This window comes from Marinomonas sp. 63XJN7_7_ISO-PGPR-S23-202 (genome assembly GCF_056173505.1).
In genome coordinates this window covers 657,281-684,179 of sequence record NZ_CM149677.1, presented here as the reverse complement: position 1 = coordinate 684,179, position 26,899 = coordinate 657,281, and the positions used below count along the sequence as shown (strand labels likewise).

The window sequence follows — 26,899 nt, the reverse complement described above, 5'->3', positions numbered from 1 at the left end:
CAAAAACTACCCTTTCACCCGATCACCAGACCCACTCCCCCTTACCGTCTTGATGATATAAAAAAAATACAACGGCAAAGACAAATTCTTTATCATCTTCGCATCAGTTTCCGCCAACAGCTCAGGCGTCGACATATCGATCTCATTAACCTGTGCCAAGCCAGTAATACCAGGACGCACGTTGTACACACCTAGCTTATCTCTTTCGGTAATAAGCTCATCTTGGTTATACAAATTAGGGCGTGGACCAACTAAGCTCATTTCACCTTTTAGCACATTCCACAATTGCGGCAATTCATCCAGTTTAGTACGCCGTAAAAAGCCACCTAGCTTAGTAATAGAAGTCGTAGACGCCAAATGACTCGCCACGGAAGCAGTGTCCATCGACATGGTACGAAACTTCACTAAAACAAACGGCTTTTTGTTACGCCCTACGCGCTCTTGTCGGAAAATAGGCGACCCCGTGTCAAATAAGCCAATCAGATAAATCACCAACAACACCGGAGAGCCACACACCAAGCCCAACAGAGAAAACACCAAATCCAATAACCTAATCATTCACTTCATCCAATTTTTAATCTTTCTTTTTCGCTGCCAATGCAAAACCATGCTCGACGGAATAAGGCGGCTCCCAGCCTAACGTATTTTTCGTATGTTCAATGTCCAGTTGCAAAGACCCAACTAAGCGATCGACCACGGCGTCTTTTTTAAACAGCTTACCCGCTAGTTTAAAACACCACACAGGCACAGGAAATGACAAATTTGCTTTACCCTGAACTTTGGCCATTAAAGCTACCATACGAGCGGTCGACATATCATCGTCATCAGACACTAAAAATACTTGGTTTGCCACGTTGGGGTGATCGATACAGACCTTAATCAAATCCACCAAATTATACACAGAAACCAAGCTACGTTTATTTTCATTGATCGCGCGAAATGGTAAGGGCAAACCTTTGCCAACCAATCGCATCAAAGAAGCAAAATTGGCTTTTACCCCTTCTCCATAGACCAAAGGTGGTCGAATAATAACAATCTCCATTCCTGTTTCTTTACCTAGCGCCAACAGCTGTTCTTCCGCTTCAGACTTAGACTGACCATAAGGGTCTTGTGGCCTACGCGTATCAAACGCTGTAAAAGGCTGAAGACCAGACGTGGATTCACCGTTTATCTTGATCGAACTCAAAAAAATAAACCTTTTCACTCCAACTTCTGCCGCTTGGCGAGCTAGGTTTAACGTGCCTTCTGTGTTGACAGCTCTAAACTCAGCTAAAGGGTCCGAGGAAGAGTCATTCATGACATGAACACGGGCGGCAAGGTGGATAACAATATTTACATTATCAAAGGCCCTTAAATAGTCAGTATCTCTCTGTATCTCCCCTTTTACAAAAACAGCTTCGGGTAGATCCAATTCTTCACGACCAAAAAGGCACAGTTGCTTTGAAGGTAAAACAGATAGCAGCACGGTACCAATAAAGCCAGACCCACCTGTAATAAAAATTCGTTTATTATCCATTCCGTTTACCAAATCCAATAATATCACTAATCATTCTTACCATTATATTACCTCAAGAAAACTTAGACCGTGTTGATCTTTTGTATATATTTCAATTAATTCACATGGTTAGCCACATCAGCGTAAAGGCCAATACAACGACACTTTGGTAATTCCTAGCTAATTTATCGCACCATGTCGCAATCGCACGATACCTTTTGATTTTTAGAAACGCATTTTCAACCAAGTGACGATAACGATATAAACACCAGTCCACATCCTCATTTCCTTGCTTGCTATTACATTTTCTTTGTATGACATGTTGAGTACCTCTGTGCTGAATACTCGCTCTTAATGTTTAGCTAGTCGTCCCTGAATAATGGCGTTTCAAGCAAGAAACGCCATGCAATTTTTGGGTCTTTCCAGTAGAAAAGTTATTTTCAGCCATAATCGCCTTAAAAATTGCCCAAAATATGGGGCACAATAAAGCCACTTCAGTAGCTTACGTAGGTTCTGACCACAGGCACTTAAGATCACGTTAATCGCATCGCCTAGTACGCCTTTTAAGAAGCATCGTCTGAGTTTTCCATCTGATTTGAGGTGTCCTATGATGGGTTCTACGCTATTTCGTCTTCCCATCCATGGCTTCTCTTTCTTTGGTACACCACGTTTTTGACCTGCAACCAACACCTTAATATCGTCTACGCCCGATCCTTTATACCCTCTATCAACAAAACAGGTTTCCGGTTTTTTTCCTGTTAGGGTTTCAACTTGTTGAAGTTGATCTTTCAAGGTATGGCCATCATAAGGATTACCTGGATAGCTTCTGGCTCCCACAATGAAGGATTCTTTTGCTGTTACGGCTATGCTCGCTTTTACACCAAATTCGTAGCGTTTATGCGCTTTGCCTTTGGATATGCAGTCCACATTAGGTTCATGCAAGCTATACAGTTTGTTTTTGCTCTGGCGAGTTTGTTTTAGTAATCGATAGGCTTGGTTGAGTGTGTCTTCTTGCTTTTGAGTGAGCGTTAATCCTTGTCGTTTTACTTGCCGATCAACATCTCGCAGGACTCGCCCTAAAAAGCCTTTGACTTGCTTAATCGCTTTTCTCATCCGCTTATATTGTTTGGCGTGGCCATAGCGTCCAATTTTTGGCATTAACTCATGACAGGCTTTGTCGTAGGTTTGTCTTAACGTGATGTTTTGTTCTTTGGCGACCTGAGTGAGCTGCTCTCTAGCCTTGTTGTAGAGCTTGGCATCGGTTGGGAAGGTGATGTTTTTTTCTTGTACCGTGGTGTCTACCACGACTCGTTTTAGGCTCGCTGGTTTGATGACTTTTAGTTTCAATCCTGCTTGTATCGTCTGGGTAAGCAGCCATTCACAGCCTTCTTCTCCTAACCGTTTTCGCCATTTAACAAGACTGGTTGGATGGCACGGGAAGTCGTGCTGGAAAAAGGTTTCGCCGCAAAAGTATTGGTAATAAGGCGATTCAAGCCATTGCTCTAGCACCAGCTCATCAGACAAATTATGCAAGTGCTGCAAATACAGCAATCCCGCCATAAGACGCGTTGGCAACGCGGCCGCACCAACGCTTGAAAAATGGGCACTAAGCGTTGAGTCCAATTGCTTCCAATCAATGATCTTAGCCAGTCGAACTAAAGGATGATTGGGGTTAATGATGTCAACGAGCTGAGGTTGGAATAAATCCTTTTGCGGTATGGTCTGTGTCTGACGAGGCTTCATAAAACTCACCTGTTCTGCAACTTTTTGGGCCTTATGGCGTATTTATAGCAAGATTTAGATATTAACTATCTTATAAAAACACATTAGATTCAATAGGTTGAGAGTTTTTCAGGGGCGACTAGCTATCGTACCCTTTGTCAGCCACCACGACCTTTGCTTCCGGTGACGCTGATATCAAGGATTCACAGTGACACATATCGTGTACTTGGCCACCGGATAACTCAAAATAGACACGAAGGCCACCACTATCTACCGCTAAATGTATTTGGTCGAGTTACCGCCTCGACTTTTTCCTATCGCTTGCTCAAACGGCGCTTTAACACTTGCTTCATCTCGATGAGTTTTAACAATACTTGCGTCAATAAAGAGCCATTCAGGATCATTTAAACGGTTAAGAAACTGAAAAATCTCCATCAATAATCCTTTTTTTTGACCTAGAATTGAAGTGCCTAAATATCGTGTTCCAAGCACCAAATTCTTTGGCCAAGTCACGCCAAGGAATACTTGTTCTCATGCGGTATAAAATGCCTTCCAGGGTCATTCTATGTTCAGGTTTGTTATAAACACGTCCCGTTAGGGACATGATTTTTGACAGCAGTGTCCAGCTATCATCTGTTAGCCTTAGCATTTGGAGCAGTTATTTTGATTTTTGGCGAAACCATTATAACAGCTCCTCTTGCCAATTTGGTATCCAACCGCCCCCAATCCAGCAATTTAACTTTAACCAACCGAACGAGTGCATGGTTGGGGTTAATAATATCGATTAGCTGAGGCCGGAATAAATCCTTCTGCGGATCTTGCTTTGTTTGACGAGGCTTCATAAAAAACTCACTGATTCTGCAACTTTTTAGGTCTAAAGCGCCATTATTGGCGAGATTTTAGTCCTTAGCATCATACAAAATACATTGTATTTCAATAGGTTGAGAATTATTCAAGGACGACTCTGTAGTCGTCCCTGAATAATGGCGTTTCACGCAAGAAGCGCCATGCTATTTTTAGGTCTTTCCGTTGGAAAAATTATTTTCAGCCATAATCGTCTTAAAAATGGCCCAAAATATGGAACGCAATAAAGCCACTTCAGTAGCTTACGTAGGTTCTGGCCACATGCGCTTAAGAGCACGTTAATCGCATCGCCTAGTATGCCTTTTAAGAAGCATCGTATGAGTTTTCCATCGGATTTTAAATGACCGATAATTGGCTCCACACTATTTCTTCGTCCCATCCAGCGCTTCTCTTTCTTGGGCACACCGCGCTTTTGACCTGTAACCAAGACTTTAATGTCTTCCACGCCCGATCCTTTATATCCTCGGTCAACAAGACAGGTTTCCGGTTTTTTCCTGTCAGGGTTTCCACTTGTTGAAGTTGATCTTTCAAGGTATGGCCATCATAAGGATTGCCTGGATAGCTTCTTGCGCCCACAATAAAAGATTCTTTAGCCGTCACCGCGATACTGGCTTTCACACCAAACTCATAGCGTTTATGCGCTTTGCCTTTGGAGATACAGTCCACATTAGGTTCATGCAAGCTGTAGAGTTTGTTTTTGCTTTGGCGGGTTTGTTTTAGTAACCGATAAGCTTGGTTGAGAGTGTCTTCTTGCTTTTGGGTGAGCGTTAACCCTTGTCGTTTTACTTGTCTATCAAGGTCCCGCAATACCCGCCCTAAGAAGCCTTTAACTTGCTTAATCGCCTTTCTCATTCGTTTGTATTGTTTGGCATGCCCATAGCGTCCAATCTTTGGCATTAACTCATGACAGGCTTTGTCATAGGTTTGTCTTAGTGTGATAGCGAGGTCTTTTGCCACTTGAGTGAGTTGCTGTCGTGCCTTGTTGTAGGGTTTGGCATCGGTTGGGAAGGTGATGTTTTTTTCTTGTACCGTGGTATCAACAATCACACGCTTTAGACTCGCAGGCTTGATCGCTTTTAGCTTTAGTCCTGCTTGTATTGTCTGAGTAAGCAGCCATTCACATCCTTCTTCTCCTAACCGTTTTCGCCATTTAACAAGACTGGTTGGATGGCACGGGAAGTCATGTTGAAAAAAGGTTTCGCCGCAAAAGTATTGGTAGTAAGGCGACTCAAGACATTGCTCTAAGGCCATTTCATCAGACAAATTATACAAATGCTGTAAATATAGTAGCCCTACCATCAAACGAGTCGGCAGAGCCGCTGCGCCAACCGTCGCGAAATGCGTCCCCAATTCGGTATCCAACCGATCCCAATCCAGCACTTTAGCCAACCGAACGAGTGCATGGTTGGGGTTAATAATATCGATTAGCTGAGGTCGGAATAAATCCTTCTGCGGATCTTGCTTTGTTTGACGAGGCTTCATAAAAACTCACTGATTCTGCAACTTTTTGGGGCTAAAGCGCCATTATTGGCGAGATTTTAGTCCTTAGCATTATACAAAAGGCATTGCATTTCAATAGGTTGGAAATTATTCAGGGACGACTCTGTTAAATGGCTTCTTTAAAGGCACTTGAATGTCTTTGGTAATCCACTGGTTTTCACTTACCGTCCCCTGTCTGTTTTATAATATCAAATGAGGCGACAACTATCCTGACACAGGGGGGGGGAAGCTATATAAATAACTAAAAGAAATTTAAATAAATTGATAGATGCTTTTTTACAACATCATGAATGCTAAATTCAGATTCAGCTAATAACCTTCCCGCTCTACCCATTTGTTGGCGACGAAAGTCGTCAAAAATTAACTCTTCTATTGCATTGAATAAACTTAATACATCTTTGGGGGGAACTAACAAACCTGTATTAGGTTCTATCGCATCCCTACAGCCAGGTACATCAGTAGTAACAACAGCTCGACCACAGGCAGCAGCTTCCAATAATGATTTAGGCAGACCTTCACGATAAGAAGGCAAAACCATTAAATTTGATTTTGGTATGACTAAGTGAATGTCGTTTCTATAACTCCAATGCTCTACCGATTTATTGTTGACATAATAGCTTAATTCTTGCCTTGTTACGGCATTAGGGTTCCCTTCATCAATGTCTCCGACAATAACGAACCTTACATTTGGGTTGTGCATGAATTTTTCTGAAACCTTACAAAATTCAACTACTCCTTTATCTTTCAAAAGACGAGCAACGAGCATGACAACTTTAGTATCAACCTGTTCTTTTTCGAAAACAAACTTATCTAAATCTACACCAGAACCCCTAATTAAAATAGCTTGACTAGAATTAATAATTTTTTTCTGTAAGAATAAATCCCTATCACTAGCATTTTGGAAAATAACTTTAACTCTATCCCCCCCCCCAAAAGCAAGCTTAAACAATAAGCAAACAAACGGTTTTAAAAGAAGTGTTTTTATCGATTTATCAATAAAAACATAACCTAATCCTGAAACAGAAAAAACTCTTCCGGTAATTTTATTAAAGCGAGATACTAATCCTCCGTAGACTACCCCTTTTATAGTAACACCATGAACAACATCAGGCTGTATTAATGATACAAGCTTGTTCAATCGGTAAAGTGTATTTATCTCTGAAAAAAAAGAAGTTCCACTTCTACTCAACGGCAAATTATGAGTATGGATACCATAAAATTTTATCTCATCTAATTTTGTAGTAAAATTACATATTAAGTGCACTTCATGACCATCTTCAATACATTTCAAGGCGATTGGCAACCTATGTGATAAAAAAAACCAATCTACATTTACAATATAAACTATTTTCATTTTTTTAACTTACAGAAATAATTATTGAAGATAAATAAGTTTCTTTAAATAATAAAGCAACTAAAACTCGCGCTTTATTAAACGAAATTTACCACTTTTTTCACGTTCAATACTATCAACCACACTAATAGTGAAGTTAGTAGAGGCACCAAATCTGAACCGAAGTGCATCAAGCATTTTTTGTTCGTGAGATCGTTCATAAATATTTTCATCAATTTCAATTAAAACATTTATATCCTCTTTAGAGGATTGGATAAATTGAATATTTCTAACGCAATTTGGCAGTCCTTTTATTACGTCGGCAAGATGACTAAGACTTACTTTTTCACCGTTAAGTCCATACAAAAAGTCAACAGCTCTGCCTGAGATCTCATCTACTAAAGGGTGCGCTGAGCCACATTTACAAAAGCCATCTTTGAAAATAATTTGATCGCCTATATCATATCTAATAAGAGGGGTTCCATGTGATGTAAATGAGGTAACCAAAACAGAATTTGTATCTGCTAGTGTTTCAATGACACCGGTATCTAAATTATAGTGCAGTTCACCCATTACACACTCAGTAACAAATGGAGCCCCTTCAGCGGAGGCATATTGATTGTAAATTTTACATTTAAAAGCTCCCTCAATCGTTGCCCTATGATGAGGTAATAATGTTTCAGAAGTAGTAAATATTGCACTAGGAGTAAAGGTCAAAACAACATTGTGTTCTAAGATCCATTTGCTTACTTCATATATGGCGGAAACAAAACCATTAATCACTTCAGGTTGATAATCGTTCATGTCGGATACATAAAATTTGATATATTCTGGTTTAAGATGAAAAGTAGAATATAGCCTTTGATTGTAAACTTTATTATCTCGCCAAAAAACATTCTCAGTAACATTCTTAATAATTTCTCTACCACTGAAAGTTGCTTTTTTTGCTTTCATTGGTTCAACACCAACTCTAAACTTGAAAGCATCTAAATAAGCCATACGCTCTTGAAAATCATCTAACGTAAAAACAACTTCTAAAGACTTTCCTGTAGTACCACCTGTAAAAGAACTTACCCCATCATTCTTTTTAATTGTACGAATAGAGTTGATATTAGTACGGAGCATTTCTTTTGTTAAAACAGGTAATAGATGCAAGTCAGATAAACCGTTAAAATTTTCAACATCTACATTCTTATAAAAATCCCTATAAAATGCAGAATTTTCGACAGAAAATTTAACAAACTCTTTTAATAATTTGTTCTGCTCATTAACATTAGCTAAAGAATCAGAGTAATCCTTATTTATATACTTCGAATATGACTCTTTGTATCGAGCACCGTAACGTTGTTTAAAAATCAACTTTCCATATTGAGAAATAACAAAATCTTGAATCTTTCTAGGCAAAAAACCATAAATTTTTTTAATCGGAATAAACATAAAATACCTTAACCTAATTTATTTAAGAAGTGTTTTTTGTAATTTCTATTGTTATTTTTTGAATTCAAATAAAGCTTTACGTAGCGTAGGGAAAGACGACTTAAGACCCACTTAAGGTTTCTAAGTTTTTTTCTTTTTAAAAGATAATCATTGAGTAAAGAATTTCTCATATCATTATAATCATTGCGTGAACCAACAAGTACATCAAACGCTGTTTGAGAATCATTAAGAACTTTCATTGCACGATCATCATTTAAGATCAAATCACCTAAAGAAATAAAGATTGGAATTTGATTTAAATTTTTAACTCCGTCAAAACCCAGTTCGAAAGTTGAAATCAAGCCGCAACGATTATTACTTGACATTTTAACCAAAGGTTTATCAGATTTATCATTATACACATCACTAAAACAAAAATTCCCAAGGCTATAGTTAATCAAGCTCGAATTAACTAATTCATAAGGCTGGATAACATGAGGATGATGTCCATAATATACATAAGGTGCAATTTCTGAAAGTTTTCTTGCAAAAATTATATCATTATAGCTCGGGAAGTTAACATGCTCCTGTCCCGAGTGGAAGCTAAACACATTAAAATAACCATTGGCATGATTTTTTTTGAAAATTTCAGTAACATAATTAACATCTAGTCCATTAATGCCCTTACGGCCTGAGAAAGTAACATTCAAAGGGTTAGTATCATAATTACAAAACCCATTGAAAGCAATTTTAACCTCCCCCTTTGATACAAAAGCTTGTTTATTCTCAATCCCAAAATATTCAATACCAGCAGACTCTAAAATATTCTTAGTAAGATCATATGAATCAGAGCCATAATCATAAATATGATTATTAGATAGATTAACATGTGTAATATTTAAAAATTTTAGCAACTCTATATTAATTGGATTTGAACTTATATAAGCAGATTTACTACCATAAGGTTTACTAGACAAATTAAAAGGGGTTTCTAAATTACCTACAACAAGATCAAACTGACTCAAAAAATCAGACATATTCTTCAAAGAAGTTGTTAAGCCCTTGTCTTCGGAGAGAGAATAATCTCCAAATAAGCCTATATCACCTAACAGCGCAATTTTCATACCCACCTCAAAAAAAATAAAGCTATAAGTTCCATTTAAAGGATAATATAAGTTAAAATTTCTTTCTTAAAGTATATTTATATATTAATTTAGAAGCTATTTTTAATCCTAAAATAGAAACCATTATTTTACAAATTTTATTTTTATAACTATGTGCTATTGACTCAAATTTCCTCAAGTTCGATATTTTATTGAATAGCTCCGGACTAATATTTCGACTGTTAGACTGTGCAAGAATTATGTAATAAAATTTGGTCAAATCGTCCAAAATCAATGACATATAAAAATCACAGCCGTCGATTTCTTTCATGTGTTTTTTTAAAAAGCCGTAAATATCTAACCAAATCTTATCTGTATAACCCTCAGATTGAGTCGAATTAGTTCTTAACCTATTTCCATAACAATGATTACCTACGCTTTTAAAGTTACAACAGACACTCATGACGCGAAAAAACCATTCAACGTCTTCACCGCGAATGTTATCAAGAAAAAACAAATCATTTTTTATCAAAAAATCCTTCTGAACGACTTTGTTCCACGCACATGAAACATACTTGTTACTTTTTACTAAATATTCTATAGCCGAAACCAAAGGTTTTTCATTGATTTTTTTTTCATCAAACTCTAACAAAGTCCCAACAAATTTCTTTTCTAAATCATTATAAAGCAAAGTTTGAAGCAATATGACTTCGACATCCTCCCTTTCAAAAACAAGGTTATTAATTGATGACAATACGTTCTCATTTACATAAAAATCATCGCTATCCAAAAACAAAAGATAATCTCCTGTAGACCTTTTAATTCCCAAATTTCTGGCACGAGATATACCTTTATTTTCGTCAAAAACCTCTACAACAACTCTATCGTCACTTTCAAATTCCTTATATATGTCTTTACATAATGAAGAAGCACCATTATCAATCAAAATCAACTCAAAATTGGAGTAGCTTTGAGACAAAACACTATTAATACACTCTTTTAAATACTCTTCAGTTCTATACACTGGTATAATAATACTAAACTTAATATTCATAGAAAATCCACAAAAAACACACCTATTAATTTTAATTTAATATTTGAAAACAAAAATCTTTAGAAGCCTCAAAAATCTCTTTGAATCAGTTAAATACATTCTTCTATAATTACGGAAAAAATATTTTAAGGAACAAAAAAAATTCTTTCTCTCCTGTAAACTCTTATAATAAAATAAAGCTTCATCCAATTTACTTAAGTAGTTAATACACTTACCTTTATTAAACTCAATAACATTTATTAGAAATTCAATTTTTAATGAGTAATCACTCTTAACTTTAAAAACTCGATAATAAAATGACTCTTTATTTAAATTAGTAGCATTTCTACCATGAGCACGGTAATAGAGTATATTATCTGAAGTGTATGAAACACCATTTCTAATTGCAGCGTTTATTCCTAACCAATAATCATGAAACTTAACTCCATCTGGAATTGGAAGAACTTCGTCAACTAAGCTTTTTCGAACCATTAATGCTGCACCTTGAATGAAATTAGAATGGCACAAATGTGTAACAAGATCTTCTTGATTTTCGACAAGCAGGTTACAGTTCTTGCTTCTAACAGGTTTCCCTAAAAAATTTCCGTCTTTATCTATAAATACACTATTACCACAAACCAAGTCTTTATTTCCCAGATTGCTTAAGAGTTTCTCTAAATGTAATTCATGCCAAATATCATCTTGATCGGAAAACGCAAACAAATCATATTGTGCCATCGACATTAATTTTTCAAAGTTTTTTTTAAATCCTAAATTTTCTGAGTTTCGTAAAACTCGAATTCTTTTATCTATCAATGAATAACTCTCAAGAAGTTCGAAAGTACCATCAGTTGACATATCATCACAAATTATCAATTCAAAATTCGAGTGGGTTTGATTTAAAATCGATTTCAACTGTTCTTCTAGAAATGATTCACCATTATATGTAGCCATCAAAACTGAAATGAATTTATTTCTCACAGCAAACATCCTCGTACGCCTTCAAATACATTTCTGTCATATCAATTGCTGAATCATATTCAGAGTATCCCTCATCCCGAATTATTTTCCACGCTTCAGCACGAGCATTAAATCTTTCACTATCATCTAGTTGAGAAAGATTTAAAATATTCTCGACCCATAAATTGGTTTTCAATGGAATAAAAATAGTATTTCCATCTATATTTACTTCACTAGTTACTTCGTCCGAGATCACACAATATAAACCATTACATTGAGCTTCAATTGCCGATATAGGAAACCCTTCAAAAATAGATGGCATCAATAAAAAATCAGCCGAACTCAGTATTTCAGGAACATCACTTCTATTCCCTAAAAGCTCAATATAATCAGTAGCATCAAGACTTCTTATTAAACCCTCAATTTCAAGGTATAATGGCCCATCACCAATAAACAAAAATTTCATATTCCTATTAGCTTTATAAGCTTCCACAATTGCTTTAATCAAAAATTTATGATTTTTTTCTTTTACTAACCTTCCAATAACAACAAAAACTTTTTCAGATTCAACAATCCCCAACTCATTTCGTTTTCTCACTCTTACTTGTGGGTCAAACTTGAAAACTGGCAAATTAATACAATTTTTTTTAACAATAAACTTCTTGTTTTCTCCATACATCCATTTACCAGCCTTGATTCCGCAAGCCAACTTGTAGTTAGATATCAAGTTAAGTAATGGCCTACCTATAAAATGTATCAGTCTGTGTTCCCAATCCGAATTATGGGAATGAGCAATCCTTATTCGACACCCCGCAAACTTAGCGACTAACAAATCAATCCACATGATAGACCCAGTTGAATGCCTATGAACTATATCGTAATTATTTTTTATTATTTTATATAATTGAATTACATAATTTATAGGATATGACCGTAGTCTCGGTAACTTATATATAATACTACCGTTACTAGCAATTTCACTCTCTAAACAACCAATTTTATTTGTATGCACTAAAAAATCGATATTTTCTTTTGGTATAGTTGTGTTTCTGTATATTGACATGAGATAGTTTTCTATGCCACCAGTATCCATTGAAGCAACACCAATCATTAATATTTTCATCATATACCTAAAAAGCCATATACGGACATCACAGAATTTTTCTGTTTTTGATTAATCTTTTTATTATAACACACTCGGGTCATAAAAACCCTAGAGTCAAACTAAAACAAACAGGTAATCAACATCAAAAATCTAGCCTCATTTAAAAAACCATTTGACAAATTTAAAATACACTTTCGAATTCCATTCTAAGCCAAAGTGTATCAAAACTTAAAAACAAATAAAACAAACAGAACAATAGAAAAACAAACCTTCCAAAGAATTTAATTTTTGGAAAGAAGTCAAAAAACAAAGGTAAAAGAAAAATAATAGTCACAGAAAAAAGTTGAAGTATTCGGTATGAAACTGCACCAGAAAAAGCACTAAATATAGGAAATAGCACCAAACCGGTCGCAAGGCTTTGTACATACATCACCTCTAAGCTGTTTTTTTTAAAATATGATTTATTTAAAAAAAGTATGAAAAATATTACAAAACAAGATAATGTCGATATATTAATTATCTTAAACCCTCCTTCCGGTTCATAACGCCTTACGTAAAAAGATAATATATCTATATTTAAAATTGATGCAAAACTATATACAAGTTTTGCCACTATGCCAGACAGTGCGAAACTAAGAGCAATACATATAAAAAGAAAAAGCCAAGGCACCCTACTGCGATAAAAATAAACTATACTAAATAGCAAAGCCGTAATATGAAATAATGCAGCAATTGAAATTATCAAAAAAAACTTTACAATATTTCTATCTCTTGCAGCAGGAAAGCAAAAAAACAAAATACCAACAGCAGCTGCCAATCTTATTTGTATCATTTCATGAAGAACGAAACAAAAAACAACATATGATAAAATATATAACAAACCAGATCTATAATATTTATATATATATAGCATATTTGTTGAAACAGCAACTATTGCATAGATAAGTAAAAAAACCAAAAAGTTACTAGAAACATATCTGAAAAATTCTTTTGTTGGCTCTAGATAGTTAAAATGTTGATTTGAATTAGTCGATTCAAAATACATAAGATAATTATGGTAATCTGGCATTTCTGGACTGCGAAAAACGATTACAATAATAAGGAATATAGATAAGACTATAACCTCTATTTTATTAAGATATATCTTATTTGACGATAAAAAAGATATTATTACGAAAAAAATACACAGGGTATAATAAGAAACTAACGAGCCATACATATTCAAATAATCTCGATTTTTAGTTTAGACTTATTTTATGCTCAGAATAAAGTCACAAAATCCTACGCCTATAATAACGTAAGCGTCTGGAGAATGAAACACTGATATCTTGCCACTTGAAGTCATCCCATTAACCATAAGTCATTTTAATACTTCTCGAAGTGTTTCAGCACCTAAAAGCATGCTCTGACACCGCTCTAAACCTTGCCATACGATTTTCATCCCCGGTTCACCACCTCTTTTTCGGCCTAAAAAGTCTCCTAATGACGCGATCATCCTAATCTGTAGTAGTCAACTAATTCCAGACTGTAAATTAGGTTGCTCCTCAGCTTTGTCGGGTGGCATCCCATTGTTACATTGATGCGGCCTACACCAGTTATATTAACCCGGCGGTTAAAATTATCTGATATAATCACTGAATGAACGAAAAAATAGACACAAGAAAACTTACTAGGCTACGAAAGCAAGTTGTCATGCTGCGAGAAAAAGACTTCTCTTTTAAAGACATATTTGAAGTGACAGGCGTCCATGCAGGCACAGTTGGTCGTTGGTATAGAGACTACTTAAAACGTGGAAAAGCAAGCTTTGAGTATAAAATGTGGTCGAGAAAAAAGCTCATTTGACAATCTAATCAAAGCACAAGAAGCTCGAATTCGGCAAGAATGAGGATTTAAGGGCAGGGCTAGAGCATGCTTTGTTCTTTTTTTAGCCGAACAATAATTGGTCGTCCCTGAATAATGGCGTTTCACGCAAGAAGCGCCATGCTATTTTTAGGTCTTTCCGTTGGAAAAATTATTTTCAGCCATAATCGTCTTAAAAATGGCCCAAAATATGGGGCGCAATAAAGCCACTTCAGTAGCTTACGTAGGTTCTGGCCACAGGCGCTTAAGAGCACGTTCATCGCATCGCCTAGTATGCCTTTTAAGAAGCATCGTCTGAGTTTTCCATCGGATTTTAGATGCCCGATGATGGGTTCTACACTGTTTCGTCTTCCCATCCAGCGCTTCTCTTTCTTGGGCACACCGCGTTTTTGACCTGTAACCAAGACTTTAATGTCTTCCACGCCCGATCCTTTATACCCTCGGTCAACAAAACAGGTTTCCGGTTTTTTTCCTGTCAGGGTTTCCACTTGTTGAAGTTGATCTTTCAAGGTATGTCCATCATAAGGATTACCTGGATAGCTTCTTGCGCCCACAATGAAGGATTCTTTAGCCGTCACCGCGATACTGGCTTTCACACCAAACTCATAGCGTTTATGCGCTTTGCCTTTGGAGATACAGTCCACATTGGGTTCATGCAGGCTGTAGAGTTTGTTTTTACTCTGACGCGTTTGTTTGAGTAATCGATAAGCTTGGTTGAGAGTGTCTTCTTGCTTTTGGGTGAGCGTTAATCCTTGTCGTTTTACTTGTCTATCAAGGTCCCGCAATACCCGCCCTAAGAAGCCTTTGACTTGCTTAATCGCCTTTGTCATTCGTTTGTATTGTTTGGCATGCCCATAGCGTCCAATCTTTGGCATTAACTCATGGCAGGCTTTGTCATAGTTTTGTCTTAGCGTGATAGCGAGGTCTTTTGCCACTTGAGTGAGTTGCTGTCGTGCCTTGTTGTAGAGTTTGGCATCGGTTGGGAAGGTGATGCTTTTTTCTTGTACCGTGGTATCAACAATCACACGCTTTAGACTCGCAGGCTTGATCGCTTTTAGCTTTAGTCCTGCTTGTATTGTCTGAGTAAGCAGCCATTCACAGCCTTCTTCTCCTAACCGTTTTCGCCATTTAACAAGACTGGTTGGATGGCACGGGAAGTCATGTTGAAAAAAGGTTTCGCCGCAAAAGTATTGGTAATAAGGCGATTCAAGCCATTGCTCTAAGACCATTTCATCAGACAAATTATACAAATGCTGTAAATACAGTAGCCCTACCATCAAGCGAGTCGGCAGAGCAGCGGCTCCAACCGATCCCAATCCAGCACTTTAGCCAACCGAACGAGTGTATGGTTGGGGTTAATAATATCAATTAGCTGAGGTCGGAATAAATCCTTCTGCGGATCTTGCTTTGTTTGACGAGGCTTCATAAAAACTCACAGATTCTGCAACTTTTTGGGGCTAAAGCGCCATTATTGGCGAGATTTTAGTCCTTAGCATTATACAAAATACATTGTATTTTAATAGGTTGTGAATCACTTAGGGCCGACTAAATGGTTACAACCTCACAACACTAAAATGATATTTAAATTTATACTTCCAATATTATCTTGACAAACTAAAAATATAGATTCTATTAAATCACTATATTAAAAACCACTTTTTAATTCTACATCAAAAATTTAATTTTTTTTGGATTTTCAATATTCTAAAGTAAATTATCAGTTTTTGAAAACCCTAATCCCTTTATTAACAACCATCTTATACATCCTCAACGTAACTAAGCTTTCAATAATCACCACAGAAATCGCAGCACCTTCAGCATCAAAATAGAAAATTGCTGGAACTAACATCAACACACTCAAAACTGCTGAACTTAAATAAATACGCGAAAACTCTTTTTTATATCCAAATGTTAAGAGAACATGATTTGCCATAACATCTGCAATGCTAATTATAATCGGTAGAAAACATAAAATCCTTAAAATTAGAATGCTTCTTTGATATCCAGACCCAAAAACAATATCAACAATAAACGGAGCAAATATAAAAAATGCAACACTAACTGAAAAAGCTACAAGCGTTTGAATTTTTAATAAATATCTAATGACTTCTAGAGCCTTTTCTTTTCCCTCATTCATCTTACTATTAATTCTAGGGTAAAAAGAAGCAGATATCGGTGAATATAACCCCTGAGCAGCTTTAATAAGTTTATTTGATGATACATAAACAGCAACACTTATTGGACCAGAAATAAAACCAAGTAAAACCGTTGTGCTCGATGTATAAAAATTTATTGCTGCCATAGATATAAATAAATGCCACCCATCTTTTATTTCAGTTAGCATGCCTTTAAATGTAGGGTAACGCCAAACAATCCACTTTTTATTCGTAATTAAAAAAAATGAAATTATCGCAATTATTAAAAAAGGTAATGACGTTATCAAGGCAGCAGTATTTATATCACTTTCACTTCTAACAAATATGAACAGACAAGGAATTGAGCATATCTGTATAATAACCCTGTAAAATGATATAATCCCCAACTCTTCTTTGCCTTGGAAAAGCCACTGAGGAAATAACGCCGTACCAAAAACAGTAATATATGAGTATATTAATACATCTGATATTTCTTTAAATGAATCAATAAAATTTATAAGTAGTATTAGTATAAAAAATCCAATTAATGATACTATCATCCTAATTGCCATGACATTCCAAAAAACCTCACTAATACTCACTTGATCATCACTGAATTTTGCGATCTTTTGAGTGATTGACAATTCAAACCCATAACGGACAAAAATTAGAAAATATTGTATTATTGCAATTGAAAATACTAATATACCATACCCCTTAGGCCCTAATACCCTAACCAAAAATGGGAGAGTAATAAGAGGAATTACATATCCAGCCATATTAATACTGAAAAGAGAAGATATATTCCTAATTAATACTTTATCTAGCATTTGGTATTCCATTTTTTAAAAGACATAAATATCTTCATTTTTTTACAAAACTGATATAGCATCAATCAGTCAAACTTTATTTAAACCCTCGTCAAAAATAACTAAAAAAAACTACATTAGCTATCTAAAGTTCGAATATAAAAACGTCTCAATGCTTTTTTATTTTAGATAATTATCTTTATAAAAAATAAAAAACATATACCATTTACTAAACATTTTAATCACCAATCCCCCATTAAATAACCTTTTTCGTAACCAAATACCTTTGACGAAAAAACTTTAAAGCCCAATTTTCTATATTAATTATTTTTAGATTGTTACATTAAAAAACCACCATTTTTTTGCAAAGCAACAGACATCAAAATAGCATTTTTAACAAAATACAAGCTTATTAAAAAAGCAAATTCCCTACCAGAGCTCCATATCTAGTTTGTATTTAAACTATCGTCATTTAAATATAATTTTCATGAACACTAGATTAATAAGAGCCTTACACATTAAACATATGCTATAAGGGGATCTACCAAATGCTTAAGGATAATTTGGTTGTACTTTTTATTCATTACATGTTTTTAAAATACTGAAATCATGTGATCAAGCAATTTTATTGCCATAATTATATATACCGTTCGTAAGTTAGCATTAGTACCATTTAATTAATATCAAAAAGTTTTATATATCGCTACGCCAAAAAATGAAACAAAAATATCTCTTCAATCAAGCGACCAATCGAATTCTCTAAAGATAACGCCCAAAAAAACTTCACCCAATTAGACTTTGAGAGTTATTCTTGGTGCTCTTTCCTATATGATCACCAGTTACCTTTTAGTTTACATATATATTCTGCTAAACTAACGTTCCAAATTGGCATATGAGATAGACCCAGCTCATCCATTTTAAAATTGCACGCACTCTCATTAAAAGAAACCCTAGCCTCTCTCTTGAATGGAGAATCACTAGCAATTACCTTTACATCCAGTTCAGCACATCGTACAATTTCTTTCACATAGTCATGCCTATTTGCAATACCCCGATTGACACAATTAAATACACCCGATAGATTAAGTTTTATTAGTGTTAAAATTCTATCTGCAACATCATCAACAAAAGTTGGATTTCCATATTGTGTAACATCTGAGTTAATTTGACCATTAGAGGCAATACACTCACGAATCCTATTTGCTACAAAATTTTTAGGCATTCCCCACTCACCACCGAATAACCAACCAGTACGTATAATAAGACAATCATTGAGTTGACTTTGTATTAGCTTTTCCGCTTGCCATTTAGAATTATGATGAACTGTTGTCGGTCGTATTTGATCGTACTCATGGTAAGCTGTTTTTTTATGTGTACCATAGATTCCAGTGCTACTGATAAATACCATTTTAATACCAATAATACGACATGCAATTGCAAGTAATTCTGGAAGTAAAGTATTATCTCGGTAACAAAATTCTGGTTCTTTTTCACACTTTTCAACATCAGTATTTGCTGCGCAGTGCACAAGTACTTCAGATTTAATTTCTTGCAAATATTTAACTATAGATTCCAATCCATTGTGAGGACTCAATTCAGCCCTACTAAGAGACAGAATCTCTATACCCTCAGAAACCGCTATTTTCTTGATCCTGCTCCCAAGCAACCCATTTGTACCCGTTAGTGCTAATTTCATCACTAAGCATCCAGAAAAAACTTGCTTAACGCAACATTTTCTGCCTCCTCTGGGCAATGCTCAATTGAAGAAACATTCAACACCAAATTCATACTCGGAGCATGTCCTTTGAAGGCCATCCAATACCCAGGAGGAACTGTAAGGCGACAGTAATTACTTTGGTTAATTCGATATGATCTGGTTTCAGCTTTAGCTTCATCATAAATATAAAAAGTTACATCCCCAACAGGCACAATAAGGTTCATCGTCATTTGAGTATGTTTCTTCCACCCCTTTGTCTCGCCTTCAAAAATTTGCGTAAAATAAGCCTCACCAAAACCAGCATAAGAGTGTTCGCTAGCCTTAAGCGCATGATAAATATCCCCTTGGGGGTGTTTAATCTGCTTCAATTCCGTAAGACTCTCCCTTTTAATTATATTGTCCATGCTAATAACCTTTGTGCAGCTAAAGTTTCATACTCATGAATTTGTTTATTAGTCAGTTCAAACATATCTATATTTTCTTTATAGAACGAGAAATACCATTCACTTACTAACCTGACACACTCTTTGTAATATAGATTGGCTTCCCAATTTAGGTGAAATAATGCTTTGTCACAATTTAGTTTCAACAGCCCGGCCTCGTGAAAAGGAATATTTTCTGTTACTGCATAAGCATCTTTAGGATCTTTAAAGTCCCAATAGAGGCTTAAGTCTGCCAATAAGTTTAAAACTGTTCTATTTTGTTCAGACTTAGGGCCGAAGTTGAACGACTCGCCGTGTAAGGCCTCATCCTCAGATAATTTTTGCCCTAATCGCAGGTAACCACTGAGAGGCTCTAATACATGTTGCCAAGGACGTGTTGCACTTGGGCTTCTTAATTCAACAGGAATACCTTCTGACCATTGTTTCATGCAATCTACAACAATTCGATCCTTAGCCCAATCACCACCACCAATAACATTTCCAGCGCGCCCTGTAGCTAAGCGTACTTTTACTTTATCATTGTTAAAAAATGACTGTTGATAAGCATGAAAGATAACTTCCGCAGCCCCTTTAGAGCCACTATAAATATCTCGTCCACCTACAGCATCAGTTTCTTTATAGCCCCACTCCCATTCTATGTTTTCATAACACTTATCTGAAGTGATGACTATAGCCGTACAAACATGGGTAAAGTACCGTAGACATTCCATTACATTAGCTGTACCAACAACATTTGTTGTAATTGTATCTAAAGGATCTGCGTACGAAATAGACACAATTGGTTGAGCAGCAAGATGGAAAACAAAGTCTGGTTTATGCTGTATGAAAATTGCTTTTAATGAATCAAGATTACGTATATCACAGAAGTAGTGATCAATTTTTTTCTCCAAATTGAGTTCTTTAAACATTGAAGGTAAAGTTGGAATTTTATCTGACACTCCTACAACATGAGCTCCAAGTTTTAGTAGCCATGCCGTTAGCCAAGAACCTTTGAAACCAGTATGACCAGTTACTAATACTGTCTTATTTTTATAAACATCATTAAACATGTTTCTTATTCCCAAATTTTCCAAGGCGCTTTACCCTCTTGCCACAGGTTTTCGAGATAAATTTTATCTCTCAATGTATCCATTGGTTGCCAGAAGCCGTGATGTTCATAAGCCATCAACTCCCCCTCCTCAGCAAGCTGGTTCAATGGATATTGTTCCCATACAGTGCTATCACCATCTATGTACTTAAGTACCTCAGGTGAAAGAACAAAAAAACCACCATTGATCATTGCCCCATCCCCTTTGGGCTTTTCTTTAAAACTATTTACTTGCCCTGCGCTAGTATCTAATGCACCAAAACGGCCGGGGGGGAAAGTGGCAGTTAGTGTTGCTTTTTTACCATGCGCTTTGTGAAACTCTATCGTTTTAGTAATATCAATATCTGCGACACCATCGCCATACGTAAAGCAAAATATTTCTTCATCTTTAAGATGATCTTTAACTCGACCTAAACGCCCCCCCGTCATAGAGTTATCACCAGTATCTACTAATGTAACAGTCCAAGCTTCTGCACGTTTACGATGAACTTTCATATTATTTTCTTTCATATCAAATGTGACATCAGACATATGTAAGAAGTAGTTTGCAAAATACTCTTTAATCATATATCCCTTATAGCCACAACAAATGATGAAATCATTAATACCATGTTCAGAGTATTGTTTCATAATATGCCACAAAATTGGTTTTCCTCCGATTTCAACCATTGGTTTTGGCTTTACAGAGGTCTCTTCACTTAATCGTGTTCCTAAACCACCCGCTAAGATGACTGCTTTCATTGGTGCTCCAGCTATTAAATTATTTTGGGAGATAGATCAAAGATAAAAGCCTTTGAGTTTTTAGGCCAGTTATAGAGCGATCAAGAGCATCGCCACATCGGGGCCGATAAACTAAAAACATGACCTAACTTATTCATGTCAAACACATCTACTTACTCAAAGGTATAGTGCTCATTTCGGGACTACACTTGAGAAATTCTAGGCTACCTGCATGGGTCAACTTATCCAGATTAATATCACTATCATGGAATACTAGATAATATTACAGATAAAAGCGAGCCATTGAAGCCCAAGCCGACTGTTACTAATATTCTCATTTTAAAAAAAACTTTTTATACCAAGGCATTGCTTTATTTATACCGTCTAGAATATGAAATTCAGGTGAATAACCCAATTTGGTTTTCGCTTTTTCAATATCAGCCTGAGAATGACGAACGTCACCGGCCCTAAAGTCTCGATAAATAGGCTCAAATGCAACGTTTATTCCATTTTCTTTCAGTGCTATTTGTATAGCTTTATAGAGTTCATTAAGCGTTGTTCTATCACCGACAGCAACATTATAAACCTGATCCTTAGTTTCATCAGGTGCTGTAGCTGCTAAGATATTCATCTGTACCGTGTTTTCTATGAAACAAAAATCACGACTAGTTTCACCATCACCATTAATATAAACATCTTCGCCTTGGATCATGGAAGCGCTCCATTTTGGAATAACAGCAGCATAAGCACCGTTGGGGTCTTGACGTTGGCCAAAAACATTAAAATAGCGTAAACCAATTGTTTTAAAGCCATAAGTACGAGCGTAAACCCCTGAATATAGTTCGTTAACATACTTCGTCACTGCATAAGGCGATAGCGGATTACCTATGTTTTCTTCCACTTTTGGCAGAGCTGGATGATCTCCATACGTTGAACTGCTTGCCGCATAAGTAAAGCTTTTCACATTTGCTTCTTTTGCTGCTTGAAGCATATTTAGAAAACCAGTGATATTGGCCGCGTTTGTCGTAAGAGGGTCAGCGATAGAACGAGGCACGGAACCCAGAGCCGCCTGATGCAATACGTAATCAACGCCTACCATAGCTACTTCGCAATCTTTATAATTGCGAATATCACCTTCTATAAAGGTAAAACCTTGCCACTGCTCATTGGTAACCAAGTTTTTAACTTCGTCTAGATTGCGCTGATGGCCCGTTGAAAAGTTATCTAAACCAATCACTATTTGATTAAGCTTTAATAAGTGTTCCAAAATATTTGATCCAATAAAACCAGCAACACCAGTAATTAACCATGTTTTACAATTGATACGTAGTTGATCTTTCACTTCATTGTAACGGGACATAAATCTAGCCTTATTTAATCTTCTAACAATATCATTTTTTCTAAAATTTATTATTACAAGCGAATATCTGCTTCTTTTGCAGAAAGCACATATTTTAAATCATATATAACGCCATTTGGTTGAGTTAACTGCCTTATTCCTGTAGCACCCATTTTTTTAAACTCATCATGTGCGACAGCAATAATAACTGCATCATATTGACCATTTTCTGGAGTTACTATTGGGGTGATACCATATTCATGCTGTGCTTCTTTAGCACTCACCCATGGATCATATACATCAGACTCAACGCCAAACTCTTTCAGCTCTTGCACAATGTCTACCACTTTTGTGTTTCGAAGGTCTGGGCAGTTTTCTTTGAAGGTTAAGCCCATGACAAGAACTTTAGCACCTTCAACATGTATGCGTTTTTTGAGCATTTGCTTGACTAGCTGAGATACTACATATTGCCCCATGCCATCGTTTAAACGGCGACCAGCAAGAATCATTTCAGGGTGGTAACCAACGGATTGGGCTTTATGTGTAAGATAATAGGGATCAACACCAATGCAGTGACCGCCTACTAAACCCGGACGAAATGGTAAGAAATTCCACTTTGTACCTGCCGCTTCAAGTACCTCAAGTGTATCTATGCCTAACTTATTAAAAATAATAGACAACTCATTAATCAGGGCAATATTGACGTCACGCTGTGTATTTTCTATGACCTTTGCGGCTTCAGCAACGCGAATAGAGGTAGCTTTGTATGTACCAGCAGTAATAATAGAGCGATAAAGTTGATCAACTTCTTCTGCAATCTCTAGTGTTGAACCTGACGTTACTTTTAAAATATTAGTAACGCGGTGCTTCTTATCACCAGGGTTAATTCGCTCTGGTGAATAGCCAGCAAAAAAGTCTTTATTGAATTTAAGTCCTGAAGCTCGCTCAACCACAGGAATACAAACTTTCTCTGTAGCTCCTGGATAGACCGTCGATTCGTAAATAATGATATCGCCTTTTGATACAACCCGACCCAACACCTCACTAGCTTTAACCAATGGCGTAAGATCTGGCTGCTTATGTTCATCAATTGGTGTAGGCACAGTAACAATGTAGATCTGGCAATCTTTTAAATCCTCTACATTGGCAGAATACGCTAGATTTACCGCTTCAATTAACTCACCATGACTAACTTCTAATGTTGAGTCTTTACCAGATAGCAATTCATCAATACGTGCTTGATTAATATCAAAACCCACAACAGGTTGCTGTTTACCGAATTCCACTGCTAGAGGTAAACCTACGTAACCTAAACCAATTACTGCAATTTTCTTCATTTTCTATCCAATAAATTTAACATAATTTTGTTCTTACCGTTAGGTCACACCTCCTGCCTCGGCTAATCTGACCTACGAGGTGGTTGTATTTATCACCCGTGTTTTGGTTCATCCGGCCTACGTTTTCACTTCTTGTCGTAGTTGTTCTATTTCTTTTTCTAGGGCTTCGTGTTCTTTTAATTTTCGTAGTAGAAAACGCTGTGTCAGGGTGACTTTTTCTTCTATGCCTTTTGGTGTCAGTAGGTATAGGTAGCCAATTTTGTTGGTACTGTGTTTAAAGTTGTCGGCTTTTACCAAGCCTTTTTCGATTAAGGCTTTTAAGCAAAAATTAGCTTTGCCAAGGCTTATATTTAGTCGCTTGGCAAGCTCCCGTTGACTAATTTCAGGATCTTGCTGTAACTCTTTAAGAATTTTATAGCGATATTCATCTGTTAACATAAATAGCCTACGGCCTACCCCAGCTCGCAACCAAGACAGACGATACTTTAACTTGATTGACAAACATGTTCATCTGTTGAACGATACTAGTGGAAAGCATTAAATTATGCAAACAGAGAGATAGAGAATTTTAGATTATGGTTGCTTTACTGACAAGGTTAAACTTTGGTCTAACAGTGTTTGTGGGGATAAATTATTGTCGGGATACCTTCCAACAATGCACACCGAACTTGTATGATTTAGCCGACAACTATTAACCCGGCGGATATTTATATCTTCTATGCAGCATAATGGATTGAATTGTGTTTAAAGTACTTTTTGATTCGATTCGGACTCTTCTGCAACCCCCTCATATGAGAGACCACTCTATCCTTTAAAACCTTTTCATTCTTTGGCGCATCACCTGTATGCACACCTGCCTTTAAATCACAGTCGAGATACTCATCTGGATTGAGTTCAGGTGAGTAGGCAGGTAAATAAAAGACTTCTATTTGCTCTTTGATTTTTGGCTTGGCTAACCACTCTTTTACTAATTTTGCATGATGTACTCGAAGGTTATCGAGTATCAGAAATACCTTTTTCTTAGAGGTTAAGATCAATCGCTTCATAAAGTGAATGAGTACTTTTGCTGTCATGTTGTCAGCATAGGTCATAAAGAGTACTGTTCCTTGGTTTGTGATAGTAGAAATCATATTGATTCGGCAATGCTTTGCTGGAATCACTTGGACTGGTGCCTTGCCTTTAGGAGCAAAACTTCGTCCATGCTAACTATCATTACGAAGGTCCGTTTCATCACCCCAATGTATCTCTGCCCCTTCATTCTTCGCCCTTTCCTTGATCAAGGGGTACTCTTCCCCAAGCCATTTGGACACTTTTCGAGGGTTTTGCTCATAGGCTTTTTTCAGTGGCTTTTGTGGGGTAAATCCCCAGCGCTTTAGATAGTCTCCAATGGCTCTAATGGGCATATCTTTCCCCCACAATTGCTTGATAAGCTGTTGGATCGTACGACGTGTCAACAAAGCAAAATTCAGCCTGCATTGATCAGGCATTTTATCAGTGATTTCTTGCCGAATTCGAGCTTCTTGTGCTTTGGTTAGACTGCCAAATGAGCTTTTTTCTCGACCACGTTTTTTATACTCAAATCTTGCCTTTCCACGCTTTAAGTAGTCGTCCCCAAAAAACTCTCAACCTATTGAAATGCAATGTATTTTGTATAATGCTAAGGATTAGAATCTCGCCAATAATGGCGCTTTAGCCCCAAAAAGTTGCAGAATCTGTGAGTTTTTATGAAGCCTCGTCAAACAAAGCAAGATCCGCAGAAGGATTTATTCCGACCTCAGCTAATTGATATTATTAACCCCAACCATACACTCGTTCGGTTGGCTAAAGTGCTGGATTGGGATCGGTTGGATACCGAATTGGGGACGCATTTCGCGACGGTTGGAGCCGCTGCTCTGCCGACTCGCTTGATGGTAGGGCTACTGTATTTACAGCATTTGTATAATTTGTCTGATGAAATGGTCTTAGAGCAATGGCTTGAATCGCCTTATTACCAATACTTTTGCGGCGAAACCTTTTTTCAACATGACTTCCCGTGCCATCCAACCAGTCTTGTTAAATGGCGAAAACGGTTAGGAGAAGAAGGCTGTGAATGGCTGCTTACTCAGACAATACAAGCAGGACTAAAGCTAAAAGCGATCAAGCCTGCGAGTCTAAAGCGTGTGATTGTTGATACCACGGTACAAGAAAAAAGCATCACCTTCCCAACCGATGCCAAACTCTACAACAAGGCACGACAGCAACTCACTCAAGTGGCAAAAGACCTCGCTATCACGCTAAGACAAAACTATGACAAAGCCTGCCATGAGTTAATGCCAAAGATTGGACGCTATGGGCATGCCAAACAATACAAACGAATGACAAAGGCGATTAAGCAAGTCAAAGGCTTCTTAAACACAACCACTCTCAAGCCAATACATTTAAATATTGATGGCAAGTTCATCATCTTCTTGCTCTCGTCGACTTTTTGGACAATCCAGCCAAGCGTAAAAACCGCTCCTATGGACTTGTATTGTTCGACACAAGACAGCAATAGAATAGTCGTGGAGCCGTGATTTTATGAACGTGTACTTTTCTTTGACTCCCCGGCAAAGTACACGGCGGCCTCCTTTAGAATGTCCCTCTCTTCGGTCACCCGTTTAAGCTCAGCTTTGAGCCGCTGAATCTCTGACTGAGCTGAATCTTCCATTTTTCTGCTCGCTTCAGGCTTGCTGTATCGGACAATCCAATCATGCATACTTTTGTAGCTAACGCCAAGTCGCTCAGCCACTTCTGCAATCTTGTAGCCGCGCTCAGTGACTTGTTTAACGGCTTCAATTTTGAACTCATCGGTATAACGTTTGCCACTCATAATTCACCTCATTTTTACCTATTATTATATAGCTATGAGATGTCTACAAAAGTGGGTCCATACCACTTAAGCT

At 36.8% G+C, this 26,899-nt stretch carries 20 protein-coding genes and 8 pseudogenes; 1 reads left to right on the top strand and 27 read right to left on the bottom strand.

Translation table 11 applies throughout. The annotated features are described in order from the left end of the window. Nucleotides 1-6 precede the first annotated feature (6 nt). From AC0VYG_RS03110 to AC0VYG_RS02985, 26 genes and pseudogenes are all read right to left on the bottom strand, one after another. Nucleotides 7-558: a sugar transferase gene (locus AC0VYG_RS03110; RefSeq protein WP_475430894.1), complete on the bottom strand. Its 552-nt coding sequence runs from the start codon at nucleotides 556-558 to the stop codon at nucleotides 7-9. A gap of 16 nt (nucleotides 559-574) precedes the next feature. After that, a complete protein-coding gene (locus AC0VYG_RS03105; protein ID WP_475430893.1) occupies nucleotides 575-1,516 on the bottom strand; it encodes a UDP-glucose 4-epimerase family protein in 942 nt (313 codons plus the stop codon). Nucleotides 1,517-1,616: 100 nt separating this feature from the next. Then, a pseudogene (locus tag AC0VYG_RS03100) lies at nucleotides 1,617-1,811 on the bottom strand (IS5/IS1182 family transposase); the annotation flags it as partial. Between the two features lie 71 nt (nucleotides 1,812-1,882). Next, nucleotides 1,883-3,238: an IS5 family transposase gene (locus tag AC0VYG_RS03095; RefSeq protein WP_475428916.1), complete on the bottom strand. Its 1,356-nt coding sequence runs from the start codon at nucleotides 3,236-3,238 to the stop codon at nucleotides 1,883-1,885. A gap of 121 nt (nucleotides 3,239-3,359) precedes the next feature. After that, nucleotides 3,360-3,866, bottom strand: a pseudogene (locus AC0VYG_RS03090) (IS5 family transposase); the annotation flags it as partial. Further along, nucleotides 3,847-4,059 carry a hypothetical protein gene (locus AC0VYG_RS03085; protein ID WP_475430892.1) on the bottom strand — a complete coding sequence of 71 codons (213 nt, stop codon included), beginning with the start codon at nucleotides 4,057-4,059 and terminating at the stop codon, nucleotides 3,847-3,849. The pseudogene AC0VYG_RS03090 and the gene AC0VYG_RS03085, both read right to left, overlap by 20 nt. Before the next feature lie 149 nt (nucleotides 4,060-4,208). Next, nucleotides 4,209-5,563: pseudogene (locus AC0VYG_RS03080) on the bottom strand (IS5 family transposase). Nucleotides 5,564-5,822: 259 nt separating this feature from the next. Further along, the gene (locus tag AC0VYG_RS03075; protein ID WP_475430891.1) at nucleotides 5,823-6,935 is read right to left on the bottom strand and encodes a glycosyltransferase family 4 protein; all 1,113 of its coding nucleotides are present in this window, start codon (nucleotides 6,933-6,935) and stop codon (nucleotides 5,823-5,825) included. A 60-nt stretch (nucleotides 6,936-6,995) separates the two neighbouring features. Beyond that, nucleotides 6,996-8,351: a phenylacetate--CoA ligase family protein gene (locus AC0VYG_RS03070; RefSeq protein WP_475430890.1), complete on the bottom strand. Its 1,356-nt coding sequence runs from the start codon at nucleotides 8,349-8,351 to the stop codon at nucleotides 6,996-6,998. A gap of 8 nt (nucleotides 8,352-8,359) precedes the next feature. Further along, nucleotides 8,360-9,454 (bottom strand): CapA family protein, encoded by a 1,095-nt coding sequence (locus tag AC0VYG_RS03065; RefSeq protein ID WP_475430889.1) that lies wholly within the window; start codon nucleotides 9,452-9,454, stop codon nucleotides 8,360-8,362. A 52-nt stretch (nucleotides 9,455-9,506) separates the two neighbouring features. Then, nucleotides 9,507-10,487: a glycosyltransferase family 2 protein gene (locus tag AC0VYG_RS03060; RefSeq protein WP_475430888.1), complete on the bottom strand. Its 981-nt coding sequence runs from the start codon at nucleotides 10,485-10,487 to the stop codon at nucleotides 9,507-9,509. 36 nt (nucleotides 10,488-10,523) lie between these two features. Beyond that, on the bottom strand, nucleotides 10,524-11,456 hold the full coding sequence (locus AC0VYG_RS03055; RefSeq protein WP_475449891.1) for a glycosyltransferase: 933 nt from the start codon (nucleotides 11,454-11,456) through the stop codon (nucleotides 10,524-10,526). Further along, the gene (locus tag AC0VYG_RS03050) at nucleotides 11,437-12,552 is read right to left on the bottom strand and encodes a glycosyltransferase (RefSeq protein WP_475430886.1); all 1,116 of its coding nucleotides are present in this window, start codon (nucleotides 12,550-12,552) and stop codon (nucleotides 11,437-11,439) included. Before AC0VYG_RS03050 ends, AC0VYG_RS03055 begins: the two co-directional genes overlap by 20 nt. 160 nt (nucleotides 12,553-12,712) lie before the next feature. Then, nucleotides 12,713-13,750, bottom strand: coding sequence for an EpsG family protein (locus AC0VYG_RS03045; protein WP_475430885.1), 1,038 nt, complete (start codon nucleotides 13,748-13,750; stop codon nucleotides 12,713-12,715). A gap of 141 nt (nucleotides 13,751-13,891) precedes the next feature. Beyond that, nucleotides 13,892-14,032, bottom strand: a pseudogene (locus AC0VYG_RS03040) (IS4 family transposase); the annotation flags it as partial. A gap of 463 nt (nucleotides 14,033-14,495) precedes the next feature. Beyond that, nucleotides 14,496-15,817 (bottom strand): annotated as a pseudogene (locus AC0VYG_RS03035) (IS5 family transposase). 291 nt (nucleotides 15,818-16,108) lie between these two features. Beyond that, complete coding sequence (locus AC0VYG_RS03030) at nucleotides 16,109-17,356, bottom strand: flippase (protein WP_475430884.1); 1,248 nt, start codon at nucleotides 17,354-17,356, stop codon at nucleotides 16,109-16,111. Between the two features lie 811 nt (nucleotides 17,357-18,167). Further along, nucleotides 18,168-19,031, bottom strand: a complete 864-nt coding sequence (locus AC0VYG_RS03025; RefSeq protein ID WP_475430883.1) for an SDR family oxidoreductase — start codon at nucleotides 19,029-19,031, stop codon at nucleotides 18,168-18,170. Between the two features lie 2 nt (nucleotides 19,032-19,033). Beyond that, nucleotides 19,034-19,456, bottom strand: coding sequence for a hypothetical protein (locus tag AC0VYG_RS03020; protein WP_475430882.1), 423 nt, complete (start codon nucleotides 19,454-19,456; stop codon nucleotides 19,034-19,036). Then, on the bottom strand, nucleotides 19,444-20,544 hold the full coding sequence (gene rfbG / locus AC0VYG_RS03015; RefSeq protein ID WP_475430881.1) for a CDP-glucose 4,6-dehydratase: 1,101 nt from the start codon (nucleotides 20,542-20,544) through the stop codon (nucleotides 19,444-19,446). The genes AC0VYG_RS03020 and rfbG overlap by 13 nt, the downstream gene beginning before the upstream one ends. Before the next feature lie 5 nt (nucleotides 20,545-20,549). Next, a complete protein-coding gene (gene rfbF / locus AC0VYG_RS03010) occupies nucleotides 20,550-21,323 on the bottom strand; it encodes a glucose-1-phosphate cytidylyltransferase (protein WP_475430880.1) in 774 nt (257 codons plus the stop codon). A gap of 313 nt (nucleotides 21,324-21,636) precedes the next feature. After that, nucleotides 21,637-22,662, bottom strand: coding sequence for an NAD-dependent epimerase/dehydratase family protein (locus tag AC0VYG_RS03005; RefSeq protein ID WP_475430879.1), 1,026 nt, complete (start codon nucleotides 22,660-22,662; stop codon nucleotides 21,637-21,639). 53 nt (nucleotides 22,663-22,715) lie between these two features. After that, the gene (gene tviB / locus AC0VYG_RS03000; RefSeq protein ID WP_475430878.1) at nucleotides 22,716-23,978 is read right to left on the bottom strand and encodes a Vi polysaccharide biosynthesis UDP-N-acetylglucosamine C-6 dehydrogenase TviB; all 1,263 of its coding nucleotides are present in this window, start codon (nucleotides 23,976-23,978) and stop codon (nucleotides 22,716-22,718) included. Between the two features lie 117 nt (nucleotides 23,979-24,095). Next, nucleotides 24,096-24,479 (bottom strand): MarR family EPS-associated transcriptional regulator, encoded by a 384-nt coding sequence (locus tag AC0VYG_RS02995; RefSeq protein WP_475430877.1) that lies wholly within the window; start codon nucleotides 24,477-24,479, stop codon nucleotides 24,096-24,098. A 215-nt stretch (nucleotides 24,480-24,694) separates the two neighbouring features. Beyond that, nucleotides 24,695-25,165 (bottom strand): annotated as a pseudogene (locus AC0VYG_RS02990) (transposase); the annotation flags it as partial. Nucleotides 25,166-25,180: 15 nt separating this feature from the next. After that, entirely contained in the window at nucleotides 25,181-25,465 is a 285-nt protein-coding gene (locus AC0VYG_RS02985; RefSeq protein ID WP_475430876.1) for a helix-turn-helix domain-containing protein, read from the bottom strand. A gap of 237 nt (nucleotides 25,466-25,702) precedes the next feature. Here AC0VYG_RS02985 and AC0VYG_RS02980 point away from each other — a divergent pair. Continuing rightward, a pseudogene (locus tag AC0VYG_RS02980) lies at nucleotides 25,703-26,368 on the top strand (IS5 family transposase); the annotation flags it as partial. Nucleotides 26,369-26,398: 30 nt separating this feature from the next. Here the strand turns inward: AC0VYG_RS02980 and AC0VYG_RS02975 are convergent. Further along, nucleotides 26,399-26,826 (bottom strand): annotated as a pseudogene (locus tag AC0VYG_RS02975) (transposase); the annotation flags it as partial. Nucleotides 26,827-26,899: the final 73 nt, after the last annotated feature.

Bases quoted from the DNA above. Each gene is read 5' to 3' on its own strand.
- AC0VYG_RS03075 (WP_475430891.1), bottom strand. From the start codon at position 6,935: ATGAAAATAGTTTATATTGTAAATGTAGATTGGTTTTTTTTATCACAT.
- AC0VYG_RS03105 (WP_475430893.1), bottom strand. From the start codon at position 1,516: ATGGATAATAAACGAATTTTTATTACAGGTGGGTCTGGCTTTATTGGT.
- AC0VYG_RS03055 (WP_475449891.1), bottom strand. From the start codon at position 11,456: ATGTTTGCTGTGAGAAATAAATTCATTTCAGTTTTGATGGCTACATAT.
- AC0VYG_RS03025 (WP_475430883.1), bottom strand. From the start codon at position 19,031: ATGAAATTAGCACTAACGGGTACAAATGGGTTGCTTGGGAGCAGGATC.
- AC0VYG_RS03030 (WP_475430884.1), bottom strand. From the start codon at position 17,356: ATGCTAGATAAAGTATTAATTAGGAATATATCTTCTCTTTTCAGTATT.
- AC0VYG_RS03095 (WP_475428916.1), bottom strand. From the start codon at position 3,238: ATGAAGCCTCGTCAGACACAGACCATACCGCAAAAGGATTTATTCCAA.
- AC0VYG_RS03045 (WP_475430885.1), bottom strand. From the start codon at position 13,750: ATGTATGGCTCGTTAGTTTCTTATTATACCCTGTGTATTTTTTTCGTA.
- rfbF (WP_475430880.1), bottom strand. From the start codon at position 21,323: ATGAAAGCAGTCATCTTAGCGGGTGGTTTAGGAACACGATTAAGTGAA.
- AC0VYG_RS03070 (WP_475430890.1), bottom strand. From the start codon at position 8,351: ATGTTTATTCCGATTAAAAAAATTTATGGTTTTTTGCCTAGAAAGATT.
- AC0VYG_RS03020 (WP_475430882.1), bottom strand. From the start codon at position 19,456: ATGGACAATATAATTAAAAGGGAGAGTCTTACGGAATTGAAGCAGATT.
- AC0VYG_RS03005 (WP_475430879.1), bottom strand. From the start codon at position 22,662: ATGTCCCGTTACAATGAAGTGAAAGATCAACTACGTATCAATTGTAAA.
- tviB (WP_475430878.1), bottom strand. From the start codon at position 23,978: ATGAAGAAAATTGCAGTAATTGGTTTAGGTTACGTAGGTTTACCTCTA.
- AC0VYG_RS03085 (WP_475430892.1), bottom strand. From the start codon at position 4,059: ATGAAGCCTCGTCAAACAAAGCAAGATCCGCAGAAGGATTTATTCCGG.
- AC0VYG_RS03060 (WP_475430888.1), bottom strand. From the start codon at position 10,487: ATGAATATTAAGTTTAGTATTATTATACCAGTGTATAGAACTGAAGAG.
- AC0VYG_RS03065 (WP_475430889.1), bottom strand. From the start codon at position 9,454: ATGAAAATTGCGCTGTTAGGTGATATAGGCTTATTTGGAGATTATTCT.
- rfbG (WP_475430881.1), bottom strand. From the start codon at position 20,544: ATGTTTAATGATGTTTATAAAAATAAGACAGTATTAGTAACTGGTCAT.
- AC0VYG_RS03110 (WP_475430894.1), bottom strand. From the start codon at position 558: ATGATTAGGTTATTGGATTTGGTGTTTTCTCTGTTGGGCTTGGTGTGT.
- AC0VYG_RS02985 (WP_475430876.1), bottom strand. From the start codon at position 25,465: ATGCCTGATCAATGCAGGCTGAATTTTGCTTTGTTGACACGTCGTACG.
- AC0VYG_RS03050 (WP_475430886.1), bottom strand. From the start codon at position 12,552: ATGATGAAAATATTAATGATTGGTGTTGCTTCAATGGATACTGGTGGC.